This is a genomic window from Cellulomonas massiliensis JC225, assembly GCF_000312005.1.
Taxonomy (GTDB): domain Bacteria; phylum Actinomycetota; class Actinomycetes; order Actinomycetales; family Cellulomonadaceae; genus Cellulomonas; species Cellulomonas massiliensis.
In genome coordinates, this window is record NZ_HE978588.1 from 1617175 (window position 1) to 1634199 (window position 17025).

The 17025-nt window shown below is 75.0% G+C and carries 19 protein-coding genes; 9 read left to right on the top strand and 10 right to left on the bottom strand.

What is annotated here, in order from left to right; translation table 11 throughout:
* Positions 1-2 precede the first annotated feature (2 nt).
* Both HGCM_RS07705 and HGCM_RS07710 read right to left on the bottom strand, forming a co-directional pair.
* The gene (locus HGCM_RS07705) at positions 3-896 is read right to left on the bottom strand and encodes a siderophore-interacting protein (RefSeq protein WP_019136274.1); all 894 of its coding nucleotides are present in this window, start codon (positions 894-896) and stop codon (positions 3-5) included.
* Between the two features lie 26 nt (positions 897-922).
* On the bottom strand, positions 923-1408 hold the full coding sequence (locus tag HGCM_RS07710; RefSeq protein WP_019136275.1) for a MarR family winged helix-turn-helix transcriptional regulator: 486 nt from the start codon (positions 1406-1408) through the stop codon (positions 923-925).
* A 123-nt stretch (positions 1409-1531) separates the two neighbouring features.
* Here HGCM_RS07710 and HGCM_RS07715 point away from each other — a divergent pair, with 123 nt between their 5' ends.
* Positions 1532-2764 (top strand): MFS transporter, encoded by a 1233-nt coding sequence (locus HGCM_RS07715; protein WP_019136276.1) that lies wholly within the window; start codon positions 1532-1534, stop codon positions 2762-2764.
* 32 nt (positions 2765-2796) lie between these two features.
* Here the strand turns inward: HGCM_RS07715 and HGCM_RS07720 are convergent, their stop codons facing one another.
* Positions 2797-3648, bottom strand: a complete 852-nt coding sequence (locus tag HGCM_RS07720; RefSeq protein ID WP_019136277.1) for an ABC transporter permease subunit — start codon at positions 3646-3648, stop codon at positions 2797-2799.
* Positions 3645-4613 (bottom strand): ABC transporter ATP-binding protein, encoded by a 969-nt coding sequence (locus HGCM_RS07725; RefSeq protein WP_019136278.1) that lies wholly within the window; start codon positions 4611-4613, stop codon positions 3645-3647. Before HGCM_RS07725 ends, HGCM_RS07720 begins: the two co-directional genes overlap by 4 nt.
* A 171-nt stretch (positions 4614-4784) precedes the next feature.
* Between HGCM_RS07725 and HGCM_RS07730 the strand changes: the two genes are divergently transcribed.
* Entirely contained in the window at positions 4785-5666 is an 882-nt protein-coding gene (locus HGCM_RS07730) for a Bax inhibitor-1/YccA family protein (protein WP_019136279.1), read from the top strand.
* An 87-nt stretch (positions 5667-5753) separates the two neighbouring features.
* A complete protein-coding gene (locus HGCM_RS07735; protein WP_019136280.1) occupies positions 5754-7151 on the top strand; it encodes a cystathionine beta-synthase in 1398 nt (465 codons plus the stop codon).
* A 4-nt stretch (positions 7152-7155) separates the two neighbouring features.
* On the opposite strand, the gene HGCM_RS07740 is transcribed toward HGCM_RS07735, so the two are convergent.
* The gene (locus tag HGCM_RS07740; RefSeq protein WP_019136281.1) at positions 7156-7722 is read right to left on the bottom strand and encodes a TetR-like C-terminal domain-containing protein; all 567 of its coding nucleotides are present in this window, start codon (positions 7720-7722) and stop codon (positions 7156-7158) included.
* Complete coding sequence (locus HGCM_RS07745; RefSeq protein WP_019136282.1) at positions 7715-8578, bottom strand: alpha/beta hydrolase; 864 nt, start codon at positions 8576-8578, stop codon at positions 7715-7717. The genes HGCM_RS07740 and HGCM_RS07745 overlap by 8 nt, the downstream gene beginning before the upstream one ends.
* Before the next feature lie 146 nt (positions 8579-8724).
* Here HGCM_RS07745 and HGCM_RS07750 point away from each other — a divergent pair, with 146 nt between their 5' ends.
* Positions 8725-9132 carry an FKBP-type peptidyl-prolyl cis-trans isomerase gene (locus tag HGCM_RS07750; protein WP_019136283.1) on the top strand — a complete coding sequence of 136 codons (408 nt, stop codon included), beginning with the start codon at positions 8725-8727 and terminating at the stop codon, positions 9130-9132.
* A 79-nt stretch (positions 9133-9211) separates the two neighbouring features.
* Here the strand turns inward: HGCM_RS07750 and HGCM_RS17485 are convergent, their stop codons facing one another.
* The gene (locus HGCM_RS17485; RefSeq protein WP_019136284.1) at positions 9212-9595 is read right to left on the bottom strand and encodes a YciI family protein; all 384 of its coding nucleotides are present in this window, start codon (positions 9593-9595) and stop codon (positions 9212-9214) included.
* Between the two features lie 325 nt (positions 9596-9920).
* A complete protein-coding gene (gene msrA, locus HGCM_RS07760) occupies positions 9921-10583 on the bottom strand; it encodes a peptide-methionine (S)-S-oxide reductase MsrA (protein ID WP_040399003.1) in 663 nt (220 codons plus the stop codon).
* Positions 10584-10700: 117 nt separating this feature from the next.
* Here msrA and HGCM_RS07765 point away from each other — a divergent pair, with 117 nt between their 5' ends.
* Genes HGCM_RS07765 through ilvA form a run of 3 tightly spaced genes read left to right on the top strand, consistent with a single transcriptional unit; the run spans position 10701 to position 14376 of the window.
* Entirely contained in the window at positions 10701-11921 is a 1221-nt protein-coding gene (locus tag HGCM_RS07765; RefSeq protein WP_019136286.1) for a cystathionine gamma-synthase, read from the top strand.
* Entirely contained in the window at positions 11918-13180 is a 1263-nt protein-coding gene (locus tag HGCM_RS07770; protein WP_019136287.1) for an AI-2E family transporter, read from the top strand. The genes HGCM_RS07765 and HGCM_RS07770 overlap by 4 nt, the downstream gene beginning before the upstream one ends.
* Complete coding sequence (gene ilvA / locus HGCM_RS07775; protein ID WP_019136288.1) at positions 13177-14376, top strand: threonine ammonia-lyase; 1200 nt, start codon at positions 13177-13179, stop codon at positions 14374-14376. The genes HGCM_RS07770 and ilvA overlap by 4 nt, the downstream gene beginning before the upstream one ends.
* A 97-nt stretch (positions 14377-14473) precedes the next feature.
* On the opposite strand, the gene greA is transcribed toward ilvA, so the two are convergent.
* Both greA and HGCM_RS07785 read right to left on the bottom strand, forming a co-directional pair.
* On the bottom strand, positions 14474-14959 hold the full coding sequence (gene greA / locus HGCM_RS07780; RefSeq protein WP_019136289.1) for a transcription elongation factor GreA: 486 nt from the start codon (positions 14957-14959) through the stop codon (positions 14474-14476).
* Between the two features lie 348 nt (positions 14960-15307).
* Complete coding sequence (locus tag HGCM_RS07785; RefSeq protein ID WP_019136290.1) at positions 15308-15730, bottom strand: DUF4307 domain-containing protein; 423 nt, start codon at positions 15728-15730, stop codon at positions 15308-15310.
* Positions 15731-15893: 163 nt separating this feature from the next.
* Here HGCM_RS07785 and mca point away from each other — a divergent pair, with 163 nt between their 5' ends.
* Together mca and HGCM_RS19780 are read left to right on the top strand one after the other, a co-directional pair.
* Positions 15894-16751 carry a mycothiol conjugate amidase Mca gene (gene mca, locus HGCM_RS07790; protein ID WP_019136291.1) on the top strand — a complete coding sequence of 286 codons (858 nt, stop codon included), beginning with the start codon at positions 15894-15896 and terminating at the stop codon, positions 16749-16751.
* Positions 16748-17025 (top strand): hypothetical protein (locus HGCM_RS19780; RefSeq protein ID WP_019136292.1); only part of this gene is annotated, 278 nt, incomplete at its 3' end. The genes mca and HGCM_RS19780, both read left to right, overlap by 4 nt.

A 17025-nucleotide genomic window follows, 5' to 3' on the forward strand; every position in this document is an offset into this window, starting at 1 on the left:
CCTCACGCCGACGCCAGCCCGGCCTCGCGCTCGGCGTCCTCGATCGCCGCGAGCCACGCGCGCTTGCCGGCCCGCCACCCCTCGTCGTCGGCGCCGCGGCGCCAGTACCCGGAGACGGACAGCCGCTCCAGCGGCACCCCGCGCTCGGCGCGCAGGTGCCGACGCAGCTCCCGCACGGCGCCGGCCTCGCCGTGGACGAAGGCGCTGACGGGGTCCGCGAGCGGCGGCAGCGCCGCGACCGTGGCGAGGAGCGCCGCCGGGTCGTGCACCCAGTCGACCCTCACGCCCGCGGGCGCGGCGAGCGGCAGCACGTCGGCCGGGTCGTCGACGTGCACGACGGCGTGGCCCACCGCGTCGGGCGGCAGCCGCTCGAGCGCGACGGCGATCGCCGGGAGCGCGCTCGCGTCGCCGACGAGCAGGTGCGTCGCGGTGGCGGGGTCCGGCGACCACGCCCCGCCCGGCCCGACCACGAGCACCTCGTCGCCCGGGTGGGCCCCGGCGGCCCACGGGCCGACGACGCCCGCGTCGCCGTGGACGACCACGTCGAGCGTGAGCTCGTGGGCGCCGGCGTCGAACGCCCGGACGGTGTACGACCGCAGCCGCGGCTGGTCGTCGGCGGGGAGCGCCGCGCGGACGGCGTCGAGGTCGAGGCGGCCGTCGGGGCGACGCGGCCGCGCCGGTCCGGCCGCGGCCGGCAGCATCACGAGCTTGACGTAGGAGTCCGCGTAGGGGGACGGCTCGAACGCGGCCATGGCGGGACCGCCGACGACGACCCGCACCAGGTGCGGCGTCAGGTGCTCGGTCCGCACGACCTCGGCCACGAGCGGTGCGGGCCGCGGGCGGGCAGGGCGGGGACCCGGGCCCGTGAGCCCGGCGGAGGGAGAGGTCTCGGCCACGGGGGCAACCTAGCTCGCGCAGCGGCTCACGCGTCGCGCCGCCCGGCCGAGCGGTCGAGGGCCTCGTTGAGCCGGGTGAGGGTGGCGGCCAGCACGGCCCGCTCGGCGGACGTCCACTCGTCCAGGAGCTCGGCGTAGACCTGCGCGCGCCGCTCGCGCGTCTCGGCGAGCGCCCGGACCCCGCGCGGTGTCGGGGCGATGACGGCGCGCCGGCCGTCCTGGTCGTCGCGGCCGCGGGTGACGAGGTCCGCCTGCTCCAGCGCCACCACCTGACGGGTCACGGTGGAGCCGTCGAGCCGGAGGTGGTCGGCGATCTCGTTGATGCCGGACGGCCCGTGCTCGGACAGGTGCTGCAGCGCGAGGTACGCGGAGCGCTCCAGCGTGCCGTCGAGCAGCGGCGTGCGGCGTCGGTTCGTGTCCGCGAGGCGCAGCAGCAGCGCCACCTGCGCCTCGATCGTGCGCGTGGCGTCGTCCGCCCCGGGGCCCGTCCGTCTGGTGCCGTCGCTCGTCATCCGTCGCCCTCCTCGCGTGCCGGCCCCGGCCGTCGCGCCGATGGGTGTAGCCTACAGGAAAACTACCTGCACCATACAGATGACGGCGCGCGCCGAGACGGCCGCGCCCGGGAGGACCCGCCCGTGGCACGCGTGGAACCGAACCGCACCGCGATCTACTCGACCGCCCTCACCGCCTTCTTCGCGATCGCCGGCATCGCGATCGTCGACCCGATCCTGCCCGTGATCGGCTCCGAGCTCGGGGCGTCGACGTGGCAGATCGAGCTCCTCTTCACGGCCTACATCGCCGTGATGGCCGTCGGCATGGTCCCCGCCGTCGTCGCCACCGGCCGGGTCGGCTACAAGAAGGTGCTCGCGACCGGCGTCAGCGTGGTCGCGGTGGCGGCGCTCGGGGCGGCCACCACGACGAGCATCGGCTCGCTCGCCGCGCTGCGCGGCCTCTGGGGCCTCGGCAACGCGCTGTTCTTCGCGACCGCGATGGTGCTGCTGGTCTCGCTGGCGAACGACCGCGAGTGGGCGGTGGAGCTGTTCGAGACGTGCGTCGGCCTCGGCTTCGCGGTCGGGCCGCTGCTCGGCGGCCTGCTCGGCCAGGTCTCCTGGCGCCTGCCGTTCGTGCTCTGCGGCGCGTTCATGGTCGTCGCGCTCGTCGTCTCCCTGCTGCGGGTCACGGACCCCGCCGAGCGGCCCGCGCCGCTGCGCGTCGCCCAGGTGCTCACCCCGTTCCGGCGGCCCGCGTTCGTGGCGCTCGCGGTCGTCACGGCGACCTACAACTTCGTGTTCTTCGTCGTGCTCGGCTACACCCCGGTGTTCCTGGGCCTCGGCGTGGTGCCGCTCGGGCTCGTCTTCACGGGCTGGGGCGTCGGCCTGGCCTTCGGCATCCTCGTCGTCGGGCACCGGCTCGCGCACCGCGTGGGCGCGGTGCAGACGGTCGGCATCGCCCTCGGCGTCCTGCTGCTCACCCTCGTCGGCCTCGCGACCTCGACCTCGCAGGCGTGGTCGATCGCGGTCCTCGTGGTGGCCGGCGTCTGCATGGGGATCTGCAACGCCAACCTCACCGACCTCGCGCTCGCCACGGGCTCGCCCGACCGTCGCGTGACGACGGGAGCGTTCAACCTCGTGCGCTGGGGCTTCGCGGCGCCGGCCCCGGTGGTCGCCGGCCTGCTGGCGGAGCACGCCGGTGCCACGTCGCCGTACTGGGTCGCCGTCGGCGTGCTGGGCGTCGGCGTGGTGGTCTTCCTGGCCCTCGGGCACGTCGTGGCCGGCGCCGCGGGCGAGCGCGTCGTGTGGGCGCGCTGGAACCGCGGCGCGGCGCAGGCCGAGGGCACGCCCGAGGAGGCGGTGGGCGAGCTCGTCTGAGGCGGGCGCGCCCGGTCGGGCGAGGCGAGCCCTCAGGCGTCCCGGCGCCGCAGGAGGACCGCCGCGGCCGCGTACACCACGACGACCCACACCACGAGCACCGCGAAGCCCTGCCACGCGCTGAGGTCGGCCCCGACCGTCGTCGCCTGGTTCTGCAGGTCGATGATCGCGTCGGGCTGCAGCACCTTGCCGCCGGCCGAGGAGGGCAGGAACGGGGCGACGTACTTGAGCGGCTGCCACGGGATCGCGTTGACGACCGGCTCGATGACCAGCATCAGGCCGAGCACCGTCGCCATCGCGGCCGCCGAGTGGCGCAGCAGGGCGCCCAGGGCGAACGCGAACAGCGCGATCGTCGTCACGTAGAGCACGGACCCGACGAGCACGCGCTGCGTCTCGCTGCTCGCCAGGTCGGGCGCCTCGTCGCCGAGCGTGAGCAGCTCGACCACGTAGCTGAGTGCCACCGCGACGGCGGACGTCACGAAGATGGCCACGCCGACGACGACCGCCTTGGCCGCCAGCACCGGGGTGCGGCGCGGGGCCGCCGTGAGGCTCGAGCGGATCATCCCGGTCGAGTACTCACCGGTGATGGTGAGCACCCCGAGCACGACGACCGCGAGCGAGGCGAGGTTGACGGCGGGCGTCAGCGCGACGAGCCCGAGCGGCCCGGCGCCGGCGCCCTCGGCGCCGCCCTCGTCGTCGCCCAGGCTCGTGATGAGGGCGACGAGGCCCACCATGACGACGACGAGGAGCGCGAGCGTCCAGATCGTCGAGCGCAGGGTCCAGAACTTGATCCACTCGCTGCGGACGAGGTGGCCGAAGGTCACGCGGTGCGTCTCGGCCCGGTCGGCGGGCACGGCGGCGGGTCGGTCGGTCGTCGTGGTCATCGCGCGGCCTCCTCGGCCTCGGCGGGGGCGGGGGCGGGCGCCGCGGGCTGGCCGGGCGGCAGCTCGGTGGCGTGGTACTCCACCTCGTCCTGCGTCAGCGAGAGGTACGCCTGCTCGAGCGAGCCGCTCACCGGGGTCAGCTCGTGCAGGGTCAGACGCGCCGCTGCCGCGACCTCCCCGATCGCCGCGGCCGTGGGCCCCTGCACCTCGAGCAGGCCCGGCTCGGAGGCGGCGACGGTGACGTCGGGGCCGGCGAGCAGCTCGGCGAGCTGCGCCGCGTGCGGGCTGCGCACGCGGACGGTCGTGCGCGTGGTGCGGGCGATCACGTCCTCGACGGGCCCGTCGGCGATGATCCGGCCGCGGCCGATCACCACGAGGTGGTCGGCGGTCAGCGCCATCTCGCTCATGAGGTGGGAGGACAGGAACACCGTGCGGCCCTGGCCGGCCAGGTGCTTCACGAGGTTGCGGACCCACAGCACGCCGTCGGGGTCCAGGCCGTTGACCGGCTCGTCGAGGATGAGGGTGTGCGGGTCGCCCAGCAGCGCCGTCGCGATGCCGAGGCGCTGGCCCATGCCGAGCGAGAAGCCGCCCACGCGCTTGTCGGCGACGGACTGCAGGCCGGTCATCTCGATGACCTCGTCGACCCGGGTCCGCGGCAGCCCGTGGGTCGCGGCGAGCGCGCGCAGGTGGTTGCGGGCGCTGCGCCCGGTGTGCACCGCGCGCGCCTCCAGGAGCGCTCCCACCTCGGTCAGCGGCGAGCGCAGCTGCGCGTAGGGACGGCCGGCCACCGTGACGGTGCCCGCCGTCGGACGGTCGAGCCCGACGATCATCCGCATCGTCGTCGACTTGCCGGCGCCGTTGGGGCCCAGGAAGCCCGTGACCCGTCCCGGCTGCACGCGGAACGACACACCGTCGACCGCGACCTTGCTCCCGTAGACCTTCTTCAGCGCCTGCGCCTCGATCATCGCGCCCCCTCGTCCGTGGATCGGCACCCGCGACCCTACGCGGCAGGGACGGCGCCGGTATCCTCCCCAGGTCGGAGATCCGGCCGGGACGTCCCCGCCGGGAACGAACCGGACGTCCGGACCGTTCCACCCTGACGACAGCACGTCTCGACGCGCCCCTCGGAGGACGCCATGGCCAACCCGGTCTTCAACAACAGCCCCGTGTTCGGTGACCCGCGCAAGCAGCCGCAGGGTCGCCAGCAGCAGCCCGCGTGGGGCACGCCGTCGACGACGGCCACGTACGGGTCCGCGGGTCCGGCGACGGTCGACGCGGCGACGCTCGACCAGATGTACGGCGCCCCGGCCGCGACCACGCGCGACACCGGCCGCCTCACGTACGACGACGTCATCGTCAAGACCGCGGGCCTGCTCGGCCTGCTCGTCGTGGTGGCCGCGGGCTCCTGGTACCTGACGCCGCAGATGCCGTGGCTCCTGTGGGTCGGCATGATCGGCGGGCTCGTCCTCGGCCTGGTGAACGCGTTCCGGCGCACGCCGAGCCCCGCGCTCATCACGCTGTACACCGTGTTCGAGGGCGTGTTCCTCGGCGGCATCAGCTACCTGTTCTCGAACTTCGTCGTGGACTCGACGACGACCGGGACGGCGCAGCCGATCGTCCTGCAGGCGGTCGTCGCCACGTTCGTGACGTTCGGCGCGGCCCTCGCGCTGTTCAAGTCGGGCAAGGTGCGCGTCACGCCGAAGTTCACGCGCTGGCTGCTCATCGCGATGGTCGGCTACCTCGGCTACTCGCTGCTCAACTTCGTCCTGTCGTTCTTCGTCGCGAGCGAGGGCTTCGGCCCGCTGCGCAACGGCTGGCTCGGCGTCGTGGTCGGCCTCGTGGCCGTCGGCCTGGCCGCCGCGAGCCTCATCGTCGACTTCGACGCGATCAAGCGCGGCGTGGAGGGTGGCGTGCCCCGCTCGTTCGCCTGGACGGCCGCGTTCGGCCTGATCGTCACGCTGGTCTGGCTGTACCTGGAGTTCCTGCGCCTGTTCGCGATCCTCGCGAGCAACAGGTAGCGGGACGGGCGGTCGCCCGCCCGCGTCGGGACACCCGCAGCGGCCCGGAGGTTCGTCCTCCGGGCCGCTGTGTGCTGAGGTGAGCACATGAGATACGCCCAGCACATCTCCGAGCTCGTCGGGCACACCCCGCTCGTGCGGCTCTCGTCCGTCACCGCCGGACTGTCCGCGACCGTGCTCGCCAAGGTCGAGTACCTGAACCCCGGCGGGTCGGTGAAGGACCGCATCGCGCTCAAGATGGTGGAGGCCGCGGAGGCCAGCGGGGCGCTGCGTCCCGGCGGCACCATCGTCGAGCCGACGAGCGGCAACACCGGGGTGGGCCTCGCCCTGGTGGCGCAGCGCAAGGGCTACCGCTGCGTGTTCGTCTGCCCCGACAAGGTCAGCCAGGACAAGCGCGACGTGCTGCGCGCGTACGGGGCCGAGGTCGTCGTGACGCCGACGGCCGTGCCGCCGGACCACCCCGACTCGTACTACTCGGTGTCCGACCGGCTCGTGCGCGAGATCGAGGGCGCCTGGAAGCCGAACCAGTACGCGAACCCGAACGGGCCCGCCAGCCACTACGAGAGCACCGGCCCGGAGATCTGGGCGGACACCGACGGCCGCCTCACGCACCTGGTCGCGGGGGTCGGCACCGGCGGGACGATCACCGGGACCGGCCGCTTCCTCAAGGAGGTGTCGGCCGGTCGGGAGGGCGGACCGGTGCGCGTCGTCGGCGCGGACCCGCAGGGGTCGGTGTACTCCGGCGGCGACGGCCGCCCGTACCTCGTCGAGGGCGTCGGGGAGGACTTCTGGCCGAGCGCCTACGACCCGTCCGTGCCGGACGAGATCGTCGCCGTCAGCGACGCCGACTCGTTCGCGATGACTCGGCGCCTGGCCCGCGAGGAGGGGCTGCTCGTCGGCGGCTCGTGCGGCATGGCCGTCGAGGCGGCGCTCCGCGTCGCGCGGCGGTTGGAGGACGAGGACCCGTCGGCCGCGGCCGAGGCGGTGATCGTCGTGATCCTGCCGGACGGCGGTCGCGGGTACCTGTCCAAGATCTTCAACGACGCCTGGATGCGCTCGTACGGGTTCCTCGGCGTGGACGAGGGCGCGACCGTCGCCGACGTCCTGCGGACGAAGTCGGGGGAGCTGCCCGCGCTGGTGCACACCCACCCGAACGAGACCGTCCGGGACGCGATCTCGATCCTGCACGAGTACGGCGTCTCGCAGATGCCGGTGGTCGGCGCCGAGCCGCCCGTGATGATCGGCGAGGTCGCCGGGGCCGTCAGCGAGCGCGCGCTGCTCGACGCGGTCTTCTCGGGCGCCGCCGAGCTGTCGGACCGCGTCGACCGGCACATGTCCGCGCCGCTGCCGCTGATCGGCATGGGGGAGAGCGTCACGTCGGCCCGCGCCGCGCTCGAGAAGGACGACGCCCTCATGGTCGTCGACGACGGCCGGCCGGTCGGCGTCGTCACCCGCCACGACCTGCTGGGCTTCCTCGCGCGGTGACGCCTCAGGACGAGCGCGCGGTGGCGCCGAGCGCGGCGACGAGCCGGTCGACGAGGTAGCGGAAGCTGGCGTCGACGTCGTCGGGCATCCCGAACCCGCCGGCGAGCTCGAGCCCGACGAACCCGTGCACGGCGGCGCGGGTCGCGCGCACCGCGTCGACCTGCGCCTCCCGCGGCACGCCCGCCTCGGCCACCGCGTCGAAGGCCAGCCCGACGGCGCGGGCCGCGGCCTGCTCCAGCTCGGCGTCCCGGCCGGACCAGCCGGCCTGCGTGGCCGCCCACCGGCCCGGGTGCGCGAGCGCCCAGTCGCGCAGCGCGTGCGCCAGGCGCCGGACCGCCTCCGGGCCCCGCGCCCCCGCGAGCGCGGCGTCCATCGCGTCCCCGAGCTCGTCGAGGCACCGGCGGGCGACGTCGCGCCGCAGCGCGGGCAGCCCGGCCACGTGCTTGTAGAGGCTGGGCACCGCGACGCCCGCGCGGTGGGCGACGGCCGCGAGCGTCAGCTCCTCGCCGTCGTCGACGACACCGAGCGCGAGCGCGGTGACGCCGGCACGGTCGAGCCCGGCCCTAGGCACGCGCGCCGTCGAGCTCCCAGCGCCCCGCGGAGCGGGGCAGGCCGGCGAGGAAGGCGACGGTGCGGGGCACGACGAGCTCCGGCCGCTGCGCGTGCGGGTAGTGACCCGCCTCGTCCACGAGCACGACCTCCGCGTCGAGGGCGGCGCGGATCCACATCGCCTCGGCCTGCGGGTCGGCGAAGTCGGGGTCGAGCGCACCGACGAACGCGATCGCCGGCACGTCGACCTGCGGCAGCCGCTTCTCCACCGGCGCGTGCGTGAGCTGCACCGCGAGGCGACGGAGCTGGCCGATGCGCGCGGGGGAGCGCCAGGCGGCGCGCAGCGCGGCGAGGTGCTCCCCGAGGTCCTGCGGCCGCCGGCCCCGGTGCAGCGACCGGTAGTAGGACGCCCACGCGGCCCCGCCCCACGGCGGGACGAAGAGGGCGTGGTAGCCGACCCGCACGGTGGCGCGCGCGCTCGCGGACATCGCCGGGTCGCGCAGGAACGGGCCGGACAGGACGAGGCCCGCGACGAGGTCGGGGCGCTCGGCGGCGGCCCACGCGGCGGCGCCCGCGCTCATGGAGTGCCCGACGAGGACCGCCGGGCCCCCGAGGTGCTCGACGAGCGCGAGCACGTCGCGGGCGGTCTCGACGTCACCGAAGGTCCGGAAGGTCGTGTCGGAGTCGCCGTGCCCGCGCAGGTCGGTGACCGCGACCCGGTAGCCGGCGTCCCGCAGCGGGCCGACGAGCGCGCGCCAGGTGCGGCGGAGGTCGCCCATGCCGGGGACCAGGACGACGAGCGGGGCCTCGGGCGCCCCGTCGACGGTGTAGGCGACGCGTCCCTCGGGCCGGTCGAGGTGCTGCACGGTGGTGGTCATGAAGACAAAGCTAATGGCCTTAGCCAACGTTGGCAAGTCCGCGGCGGGACCCTGCCCACCGTCGCCGGGCCGCCCGCGTCGGCCGCAGCGGGCAAGATGGTCCCCGTCCCGCGAACCGCCGGGGCGATCCACGCGAAGGAGCTCTCATGTCCGCTGCGCTGCCGCAGGTGTCCGGGTCGTTCGGCGAGAAGCCGACCCTGACGTTCCCCGACGCCGCCCCCTCGCCCGAGCTCGAGGTGACCGTCCTCGAGCGCGGCGACGGCGAGATCGTCGAGGCCGGCGACGACATCGAGGTGCACTACCTCGGGCAGTCGTGGGGCGGCCGGGTGTTCGACAACTCCTACGACCGCCGCTCGTCCATCAGCTTCGGCATCGGCGTCGGCCAGGTCATCGCGGGCTGGGACGAGGGTCTCGTCGGGCAGCAGGTCGGCTCGCGCGTCCTGCTCTCGATCCCCTCGCACCTCGGCTACGGCGACCGCGGCGTGCCGCAGGCCGGCATCAAGGGCGGCGACACGCTCGTCTTCGTCGTCGACATCGTCGGCACGCGGCGCTGACGACGGCGCCACCAGCACGACGACGAGGGCGCGGCGGGTCACCCGCCGCGCCCTCGTCGTGAGCGCGTCGTCGTCGCCGTCAGTCGGCGGAGGCGGACGAGCGCGCCCGCGCCAGCTCCGCCGGGTTCACCTGGTCCAGCGGCCACAGCTCGAGCCGGCCGTACCAGGCCATGGGGTGGTCCGCCGCGACGCGGACCGCCTCCTCCATGTCCGCGCAGTCGAGCAGGTCGAAGCCCGCCAGGTGCTCGGACATCTCGGCGAACGGCCCGTCGGTGACGAGCGTCCCGCCCTGGCGGACCCGCACGACGCGCGCCTGCTCCATCGACAGCACGCGCTCCCCGACGACGCGGCGGCCGGCGGCGTCGTTCTCGGCGACCCACCGGTCGATCCACCCCTCGCCCTCGGGCGGGTCCGTGACCTCGTCCGCGGTCGGGTCGGTGAAGACGAGCATCAGCAGCTGCATGGTCGTGTCCTTCCGGTGCCGTCGGGCTCGATCGCCTCGCCCGATCCAACACCCCGACGGCCCGGGCCGCGCCCGATCGACACACTGCCCCGCCGAGTTCTGGACCCAGGTCCGGCCCCGGGTGAGACGGCGTGGCTTTTCGGCTGTCACAGGGCTAATGTCCCGATTGCGGGAGGCAATGACGCCACCCGCGCTCTCGACGTCGCAGGGGGCCGCGCAGGGCGGGTCACGGGGGACCTCGCCGCAGGCGCGGACAGACGGGCGGGGAGCCGCGGTCCGGGGGTACCGCGGCTCCCCGCCCGTCAGGCGTGGGGTCGTCCGGCCGTCAGGCGGGCAGGTCGCAGGCGACGCCCGTCGAGTGCACCGGGCAGTAGCCCCGGGGGTTCTTCTGCAGGTACTGCTGGTGGTAGTCCTCGGCGTAGTAGAACGGCCCCGCCTCGTCGGCGGGCCGGATCTCGGTCGTGATCGCCCCGAAGCCGTTGCGCTCCAGCGCGGGCTGGTAGGCGTCGCGCGTGGCCTGCGCCAGACGAGCCTGCTCCGGGGTGGTCGTGAAGATCGCCGAGCGGTACTGGGTGCCGACGTCGTTGCCCTGCCGGAAGCCCTGCGTCGGGTCGTGCAGCTCCCAGAACGTCTGCAGCAGCCGCTCCGTCGGCAGCACCGACGGGTCGTAGGCGACGAGCACCGTCTCCGTGTGCCCGGTCATGCCGGTGCAGGTCTCCTCGTACGTCGGGTACGGCGTGAAGCCGCCCTGGTAGCCCGCGGCGGTGGTCACGACGCCCGGCAGCTGCCAGAACGCCTTCTCCGCGCCCCAGAAGCAGCCGAGGGCGAGGTACACGACCTGGGTGCCCTCCGGCCACGGTCCCTGCAGCGGCGTCCCGAGCACGGTGTGCGTCGTCGGGACGGTGTAGGCGTAGCCGTCGCGCCCCTTCAGCGCGCGCTCGGGCTCGACCATGGTCGACCTCAGTGCGGATCCGAACAGCCAGCTCATGAGTGGTCCTCTCCGGGGGAGCCGCTGGATGCGGTCCACCCGGTGACTGGAACGGCGGCGCCCTCCGAGGTGTTCCCCCGGCGCACCCGGCGGCGAGGTCGCGGCTAGCCTGGTCCGGTGACGAACCACGCCCGCGACTGGTCCTCCGCCGGATTCTCGACCCGCGCCATCCACGCAGGTCAGGAGCCGGACCCGACGACGGGGGCGGTCGTCCCCCCGATCTACGCCACGTCGACGTTCGCCCAGGACGGCGTCGGCGGGCTGCGCGGCGGGTACGAGTACTCGCGGTCGGGCAACCCGACCCGCGCGGCCCTGGAGGAGGCGCTGGCCGCGGCCGAGCGCGGCGCGGCCGGCTTCGCGTTCTCGTCCGGCCTCGCGGCGGAGGACACGCTGCTGCGTGCCGTGCTGCGCCCGGGCGACCACGTCGTCATCCCCGACGACGCGTACGGCGGCACGTATCGCCTCGTCGCGCGGGTCTTCGGGCCGTGGGGCATCGCCCACACGCCGGTCGACCTGTCCGACCCGGACGCCGTCGCGGCCGCGATCGAGCCCGGCCGGACGAAGGTCGTCTGGGTCGAGACGCCCACGAACCCGCTGCTCGGCATCGCCGACATCGAGGCGATCGCCGCGCACGCGCGGGCCGCGGGCGCCGTGCTCGTCGTCGACAACACGTTCGCGACGCCCTACCTGCAGCAGCCGCTCGCGCTCGGTGCGGACGCGGTCGTGCACTCCACGACGAAGTACGTCGGCGGCCACTCCGACGTCGTCGGCGGCGCGGTCGTCGTCGCCGACGGCGCGCAGCTCCCCGTCGGCCTGGAGGGACCGACCGGCACGACCTCGCTCGTGGACGCGGTGCGGTTCCACCAGAACGCCTCCGGCGCCGTCGCCGGCCCGTTCGACGCGTGGCTCACCCTGCGCGGCCTGCGCACGCTCGCCGTCCGGATGGACCGGCACTGCGCGAACGCCCAGCGCGTGGCGGAGCACCTGCAGCAGCACGACGCGGTGCGGTCCGTGATCTACCCCGGCCTCGAGTCCCATCCGGGGCACGGGCTCGCCGCGCGGCAGATGAGCGGGTTCGGCGGCATGGTGGCGTTCCGCACCGGCAGCGAGGCGTCCGCGCTCGCGGTCTGCGCCGCGACCCGGGTCTTCACGCTCGCCGAGTCGCTGGGTGGCGTCGAGTCGCTCGTGGAGCACCCGCACAAGATGACGCACGGCTCGGTGGCCGGCACGGCGCTCGAGGTCCCCGACGACCTCGTGCGGCTGTCGGTCGGCATCGAGGACGTCGACGACCTGATCGCCGACCTCGACCAGGCGCTCGCCGCGGGGCGTGAGGCGTGAGCGACCTCGGCGTCCCCACGTCGGTGCAGCGCGCCGCCGCGTGGTCCTGGCGCATCCTGCTCGTCGCCGCCGCGACGGCGCTGGGGCTGTTCGTCGTCGTGCAGCTCAAGGTCGTCGTCGTGCCGGTCGCGATCGCGCTGCTGCTCACCGTGCTCCTCGCGCCGCTCGTCGGGTGGCTGCAGCGCCGGCTGCGGGCGCCGCGCGCGCTGGCCTCCGGGCTCGCGCTCGGGGCGCTGCTCGTCCTCGTCGTCGGCCTGCTCGTGCTCGCGGGGCAGTCGATCGTCTCCGGCATCGCCGACCTGTGGAACCAGGCGCAGGAGGGCATCGACAAGCTGCTCGTCTGGCTGTCCGACGGCCCGCTGCACCTGTCGACGCAGGACCTCACGGAGTGGGTCGACAAGGCGCGCGAGGCGGTCAGCGGCCAGGGCTCGGCGATCGCGAGCGGCGCGCTGCACGCGACCGTCACGGTCGGGCACGTGCTCGCCGGCTCCCTCATCGCCCTGTTCTGCACGTTCTTCTTCCTGCTGGACGGTCGCCAGATCTGGACCTGGTTCGTCGGCCTCCTGCCGCGCGGGTCGCGCGAGAACGTGCACCAGGCGGGCCGGCGCGGGCTGGTCACGCTCGGCGCCTACACCCGCACGCAGATCCTCGTCGCGGGTGCGGACTCGATCGGCATCGGCGTCGGCGCGGCGATCCTCGGGGTCCCGCTGGCCCTGCCGCTGGCGATCCTGGTCTTCCTCGGCTCGTTCATCCCGATCGTCGGCGCGGTGGTCACGGGCGCGGTCGCGGTGCTGGTGGCGCTGGTCGCCAAGGGCCCCGTCATCGCGCTCGTCATGCTCGCGATCGTGCTGCTCGTGCAGCAGCTCGAGGGGCACGTGCTGCAGCCCTTCCTCATGGGCCACGCCGTGTCGCTGCACCCTGTCGCCGTGCTGCTCGCCGTCGCGGCGGGCTCGCTCGTCGCCGGCATCCTCGGCGCGCTCTTCGCGGTGCCGGTGGTGGCGGTGATCAACACCGTGGTGCTGTACCTGCACGGGCACGACAAGTTCCCGCAGCTCGGGTACGAGGACCACGTGGCGATCCGGGAACGGGGCCACCCGGTGCTCGACCGGGCCATCGACCAGATGTCCGGCGCCGGCGCGCCCATCGACCCGCGGCGGCGCGACGACGCCCCGGTCGCGGACGAGCCCGTCGGCGAGGCGCCGACGCCGAGGGACGACGGCACGACCGGCACGCGCGGGGACGCCGGCGGCTCGCGATGACGTGGCTCGGCCGCGTCCAGGACGCGGCACGGCTGCTCGACGGCATCGCCGAGCGCACGCCGGTCGAGGAGTCGCGCGCGCTGTCGCGGATCGCGGGGACCGACGTCCTGCTCAAGTGCGAGAACCTGCAGCGAGCCGGCTCGTTCAAGATCCGCGGCGCGTACGTGCGGATGTCCCACCTCACGGCGCAGGAGCGCGTGCGGGGCGTCGTCGCCGCGAGCGCCGGCAACCACGCGCAGGGCGTGGCGCTGGCCGCGCAGCTGCTCGGCATCCAGGCGGTCGTGTTCATGCCCGCGGACGCCGCGCTGCCCAAGGTCGCGGCGACGCGGGACTACGGCGCACGCGTCGAGCTGGGCGGGTCGAGCGTCGACGAGTGCCTCGGCTTCGCCCGCGCGTACGCCGAGCGCACGGGCGCGGTGCTCATCCACCCGTTCGACCACGAGGACGTCGTGGCCGGGCAGGGCACCATCGCGCTCGAGATCCTCGAGCAGGTGCCCGACGTGCGCACGGTCGTGCTGCCGGTCGGCGGCGGTGGGCTCGCCGCGGGTGTCGTGGCGACGCTGCGGGAGGCCGCGCCCCACGTGCGCGTCGTCGGCGTCCAGGCCGCCCGGGCCGCGGCGTACCCGCAGTCGCTCGCGGCGGGCCACCCGGTCCCCGCGCCGGAGCTGCGGACGATGGCCGACGGCATCGCCATCGGGCTGCCCGGCGCCGTGCCGTTCGACGTGCTCGTGCACGCGTCCACCGAGGTCCGGACGGTTTCCGAGGAGGACATCTCCCGCGCCCTGCTGCTCGTCGCCGAGCGCGCCAAGCTGCTCGTCGAGCCGTCGGGCGCCGCCGGGGTGGCGGCGCTCATGGCCGCGCCCGGCCAGTTCGAGGGGCCCGTGGTCGTGGTGCTGTCGGGCGGCAACATGGACCCGCAGGTGCTCCTGCGCGTGCTCCGGCACGGGCTCGCGTCGGCCGGCCGGTACCTGTGGCTGCACGTCGTCGTGCCGGACTCCCCGGGCGCGCTCGCGGGCCTGCTGCACGACGTCGCGCAGACGGGCGCGAACGTCCTGCACGTGTCGCACGTGCGGACGCAGAACGAGCTGGGCCTGGGCGACGTCGCGATCGAGGTCCACCTCGAGACCAAGGGGCCCCAGCACTGCTCGACGGTGCAGCAGCACCTGCGCGCGTGCGGCTACCGCCTCACCGAGTGAGCCGTCCGCCGGTGCGCCCGCGGACGGCCCCACGACGACTCACGGGCGCCCGGCCGCAGCCGGACGCCCGTGAGGGTGGCGTGGGGGTCGCGCGCCGTCAGCCGGTGAAGGGCTTGGCGTCGACGATCTCCACCGGGATCTCCCGGCCGTTCGGCGCCACGTAGCTCGTCGAGTCGCCGACCTGCTTGCCGTTGATCGCCGCGCCCAGCGGCGAGGTCGGCGAGAACACGTCGATGTCCTCCGAGCCGGCGATCTCGCGCGAGCCGAGCAGGAAGACCATCTCGTCGCCCGCGACCTTGGCGGTGACGACCATGCCCGGCTCCACCTTGCCGTCGTCGGGCGGGGTGCCGATCTGCACGTTGCGCAGCTTGGCCTCCAGCTCGCGGATGCGCGCCTCCTGCTTGGCCTGCTCCTCGCGAGCGGCGTGGTAGCCGCCGTTCTCCTTGAGGTCGCCCTCGTCGCGCGCGGCCGCGATGCGGGCGGTGATCTCCGTGCGGCCCTCACCCTTGAGGTGCTCGAGCTCCTGGCTGAGGCGGTCGTAGGCCTCCTGGGTCAGCCAGGTGGCTCCAGTCGTGTCGGTCACGATCGCTCCTTTCTGCGTTCCGGTCGTGCCGGGGGTTCACGACGCCCCGGAGCGGGGTGGACGGAGGCTCGGCGAACGGCGGGCGCGTCGGGGCCCCTGCGCTGTCGAGGGGTGTGCTCCGCCGTGCGAACCGGTCGCGTCGACCGTCTCGACCGGGACGACCCGGGCCGTCCCCGGGAGGGGCGGGCGTCGGGTCGCACCGCGGACCGGTGCGGCGTGCGAAACCTCCACGATACCAAGGCGGGCCCGCGACGGGCCCCGGGTCGCCCGGTCGGCGGTGCGGCGGCGCGCCGGCCGCGGGGCGGTGGCCCCGCCCCTTCCAGCCCGTGCCCCGCCCGTGCCCCGTCGTCAGCGCTGCGCGCTCGAGCAGCTCTCGACGACGCCCGTCACGGCCTGCTGCGTCGTCGCGACGCGCACGCGCAGGCGCTGCGTCGCGGTGTCGGCGGGCCCCACCTCGACCGTGCGGACCCCGACCTGCGCGTACGACTCGGCCAGCGCCTGGACGGTGCATGTCACGGTCGCCTCGCGCGGCTTCGTCACGTCGAACGTGACGTCGACGGCGGTCGTGCCGTCGACGTGGAAGCCCACGTCCTTCCACTGCACGTCGTCGCGCAGGGCGGCCCAGGCGGCCCACGCCGCGACGAGCACCGCCGCGACGGCGATCAGCGCGACCCACGTGCGCCGGTCCAGCTGCCGTCGCGCGCCGCCGTACCGGCCGGGCGGCGGCGTGGTCGGGGGCGGGGGAGCGGGGGCGTGCTGCGGGTCGGCCACGGGGTCCTCGGGGTCTCGTCGTCGTCGGCCCGCGGGGCGGCGCGCGGGACGTCGTCCCTGCGTGCGCGCCCCGACGGCCCGGTAGGGGATCATTGTCCCGCGTCCGCGCGGCAGCGCGGCCACGACGGGAGGGACGAGCGTGACAGACGAGCGGCTGCGCCTCATGGCGGTGCACGCGCACCCGGACGACGAGTCGAGCAAGGGAGCCGCGACGACGGCGATGTACGCGGCGCAGGGCGTCGACGTGCTCGTCGTCTCGTGCACCGGCGGGGAGCGCGGCGACGTGCTCAACCCCCACTACGGGCCCGGGCCGCAGAGCCTGGAGGAGATGGCCGAGGCCCGTCGCTCGGAGATGGCCGCGGCGGCGAGCGCTCTCGGCGTGCGCCAGACCTGGCTGGGCTTCGTCGACTCGGGGCTGCCGGAGGGCGACCCGCTGCCTCCGCTGCCCGACGGCTGCTTCGCCCTCGTGCCGCTCGAGGAGGCGGCAGCGCCGCTCGTCGAGCTCGTCCGCGAGTTCCGCCCGCACGTCGTCACGACCTACGACCCGTCCGGCGGCTACCCCCACCCCGACCACGTGATGTGCCACCGGGTGGCGGTGGAGGCCTACGAGGCGGCCGGGGACCCGGACCGCTACCCCGGCCGCGGCGAGGCCTGGGCTCCCCTCAAGCTCTACTACAACCACAGCTTCTCGATGGCGCGGATGCGTGCGCTGCACGAGGCGATCGTCGCGGCGGGCGGCGAGTCGCCGTTCGGGGACTGGATCGAGTCGCGCGAGGCGCGGGAGATCGTCGAGCGCGAGGTCACGACCCGCGTGCCGTGCGCGGAGTTCTTCCCGCAGCGCGACGCGGCGCTGCTCGCGCACGCGACGCAGATCGACCCGCAGGGCTTCTTCTTCGCGGTCCCGCGCGACGTGGAGCGCGACGCGTGGCCGACGGAGGAGTACGAGCTGGCCGCCGCCCGCGTGCCCGTGCAGCTGCCGGAGAGCGACCTGTTCGCCGGCGTGCGCGAGGCGGTCCGGTGACCCGGCTCTCGCTGCTGCTCGCGGCCACCCCGAGCCCGAGCCCGTCGTCCACCGCCGTCATCCCGGGCGGCGGCTCGCCCGGCATCCTCGGCTTCGTCTTCACCTTCGCGCTCGCCGCCGCGGTGATCCTCCTCGCGCTGTCCATGACGCGGCACCTGCGACGCGTCGACGCGCGCTCCAAGGCCCAGGGCCTCGACGACGCACCCGGCGACGGGCGGCCCGCGGGCGGGCCCGACGGTGCCGCTCCCGGTGCGGGCGGCGAGGCGGGCGGGAC

Coding starts and splice junctions, on each gene's coding strand:
- HGCM_RS07735 (WP_019136280.1), top strand. CDS start 5,754: ATGAGATACGCCCAGCACATCTCCGAGCTCGTCGGGCACACCCCGCTC.
- HGCM_RS07725 (WP_019136278.1), bottom strand. CDS start 4,613: ATGATCGAGGCGCAGGCGCTGAAGAAGGTCTACGGGAGCAAGGTCGCG.
- HGCM_RS07730 (WP_019136279.1), top strand. CDS start 4,785: ATGGCCAACCCGGTCTTCAACAACAGCCCCGTGTTCGGTGACCCGCGC.
- HGCM_RS07710 (WP_019136275.1), bottom strand. CDS start 1,408: ATGACGAGCGACGGCACCAGACGGACGGGCCCCGGGGCGGACGACGCC.
- HGCM_RS17485 (WP_019136284.1), bottom strand. CDS start 9,595: ATGCAGCTGCTGATGCTCGTCTTCACCGACCCGACCGCGGACGAGGTC.
- HGCM_RS07750 (WP_019136283.1), top strand. CDS start 8,725: ATGTCCGCTGCGCTGCCGCAGGTGTCCGGGTCGTTCGGCGAGAAGCCG.
- ilvA (WP_019136288.1), top strand. CDS start 13,177: ATGACGTGGCTCGGCCGCGTCCAGGACGCGGCACGGCTGCTCGACGGC.
- msrA (WP_040399003.1), bottom strand. CDS start 10,583: ATGAGCTGGCTGTTCGGATCCGCACTGAGGTCGACCATGGTCGAGCCC.
- HGCM_RS07720 (WP_019136277.1), bottom strand. CDS start 3,648: ATGACCACGACGACCGACCGACCCGCCGCCGTGCCCGCCGACCGGGCC.
- HGCM_RS07745 (WP_019136282.1), bottom strand. CDS start 8,578: ATGACCACCACCGTGCAGCACCTCGACCGGCCCGAGGGACGCGTCGCC.
- mca (WP_019136291.1), top strand. CDS start 15,894: ATGGCGGTGCACGCGCACCCGGACGACGAGTCGAGCAAGGGAGCCGCG.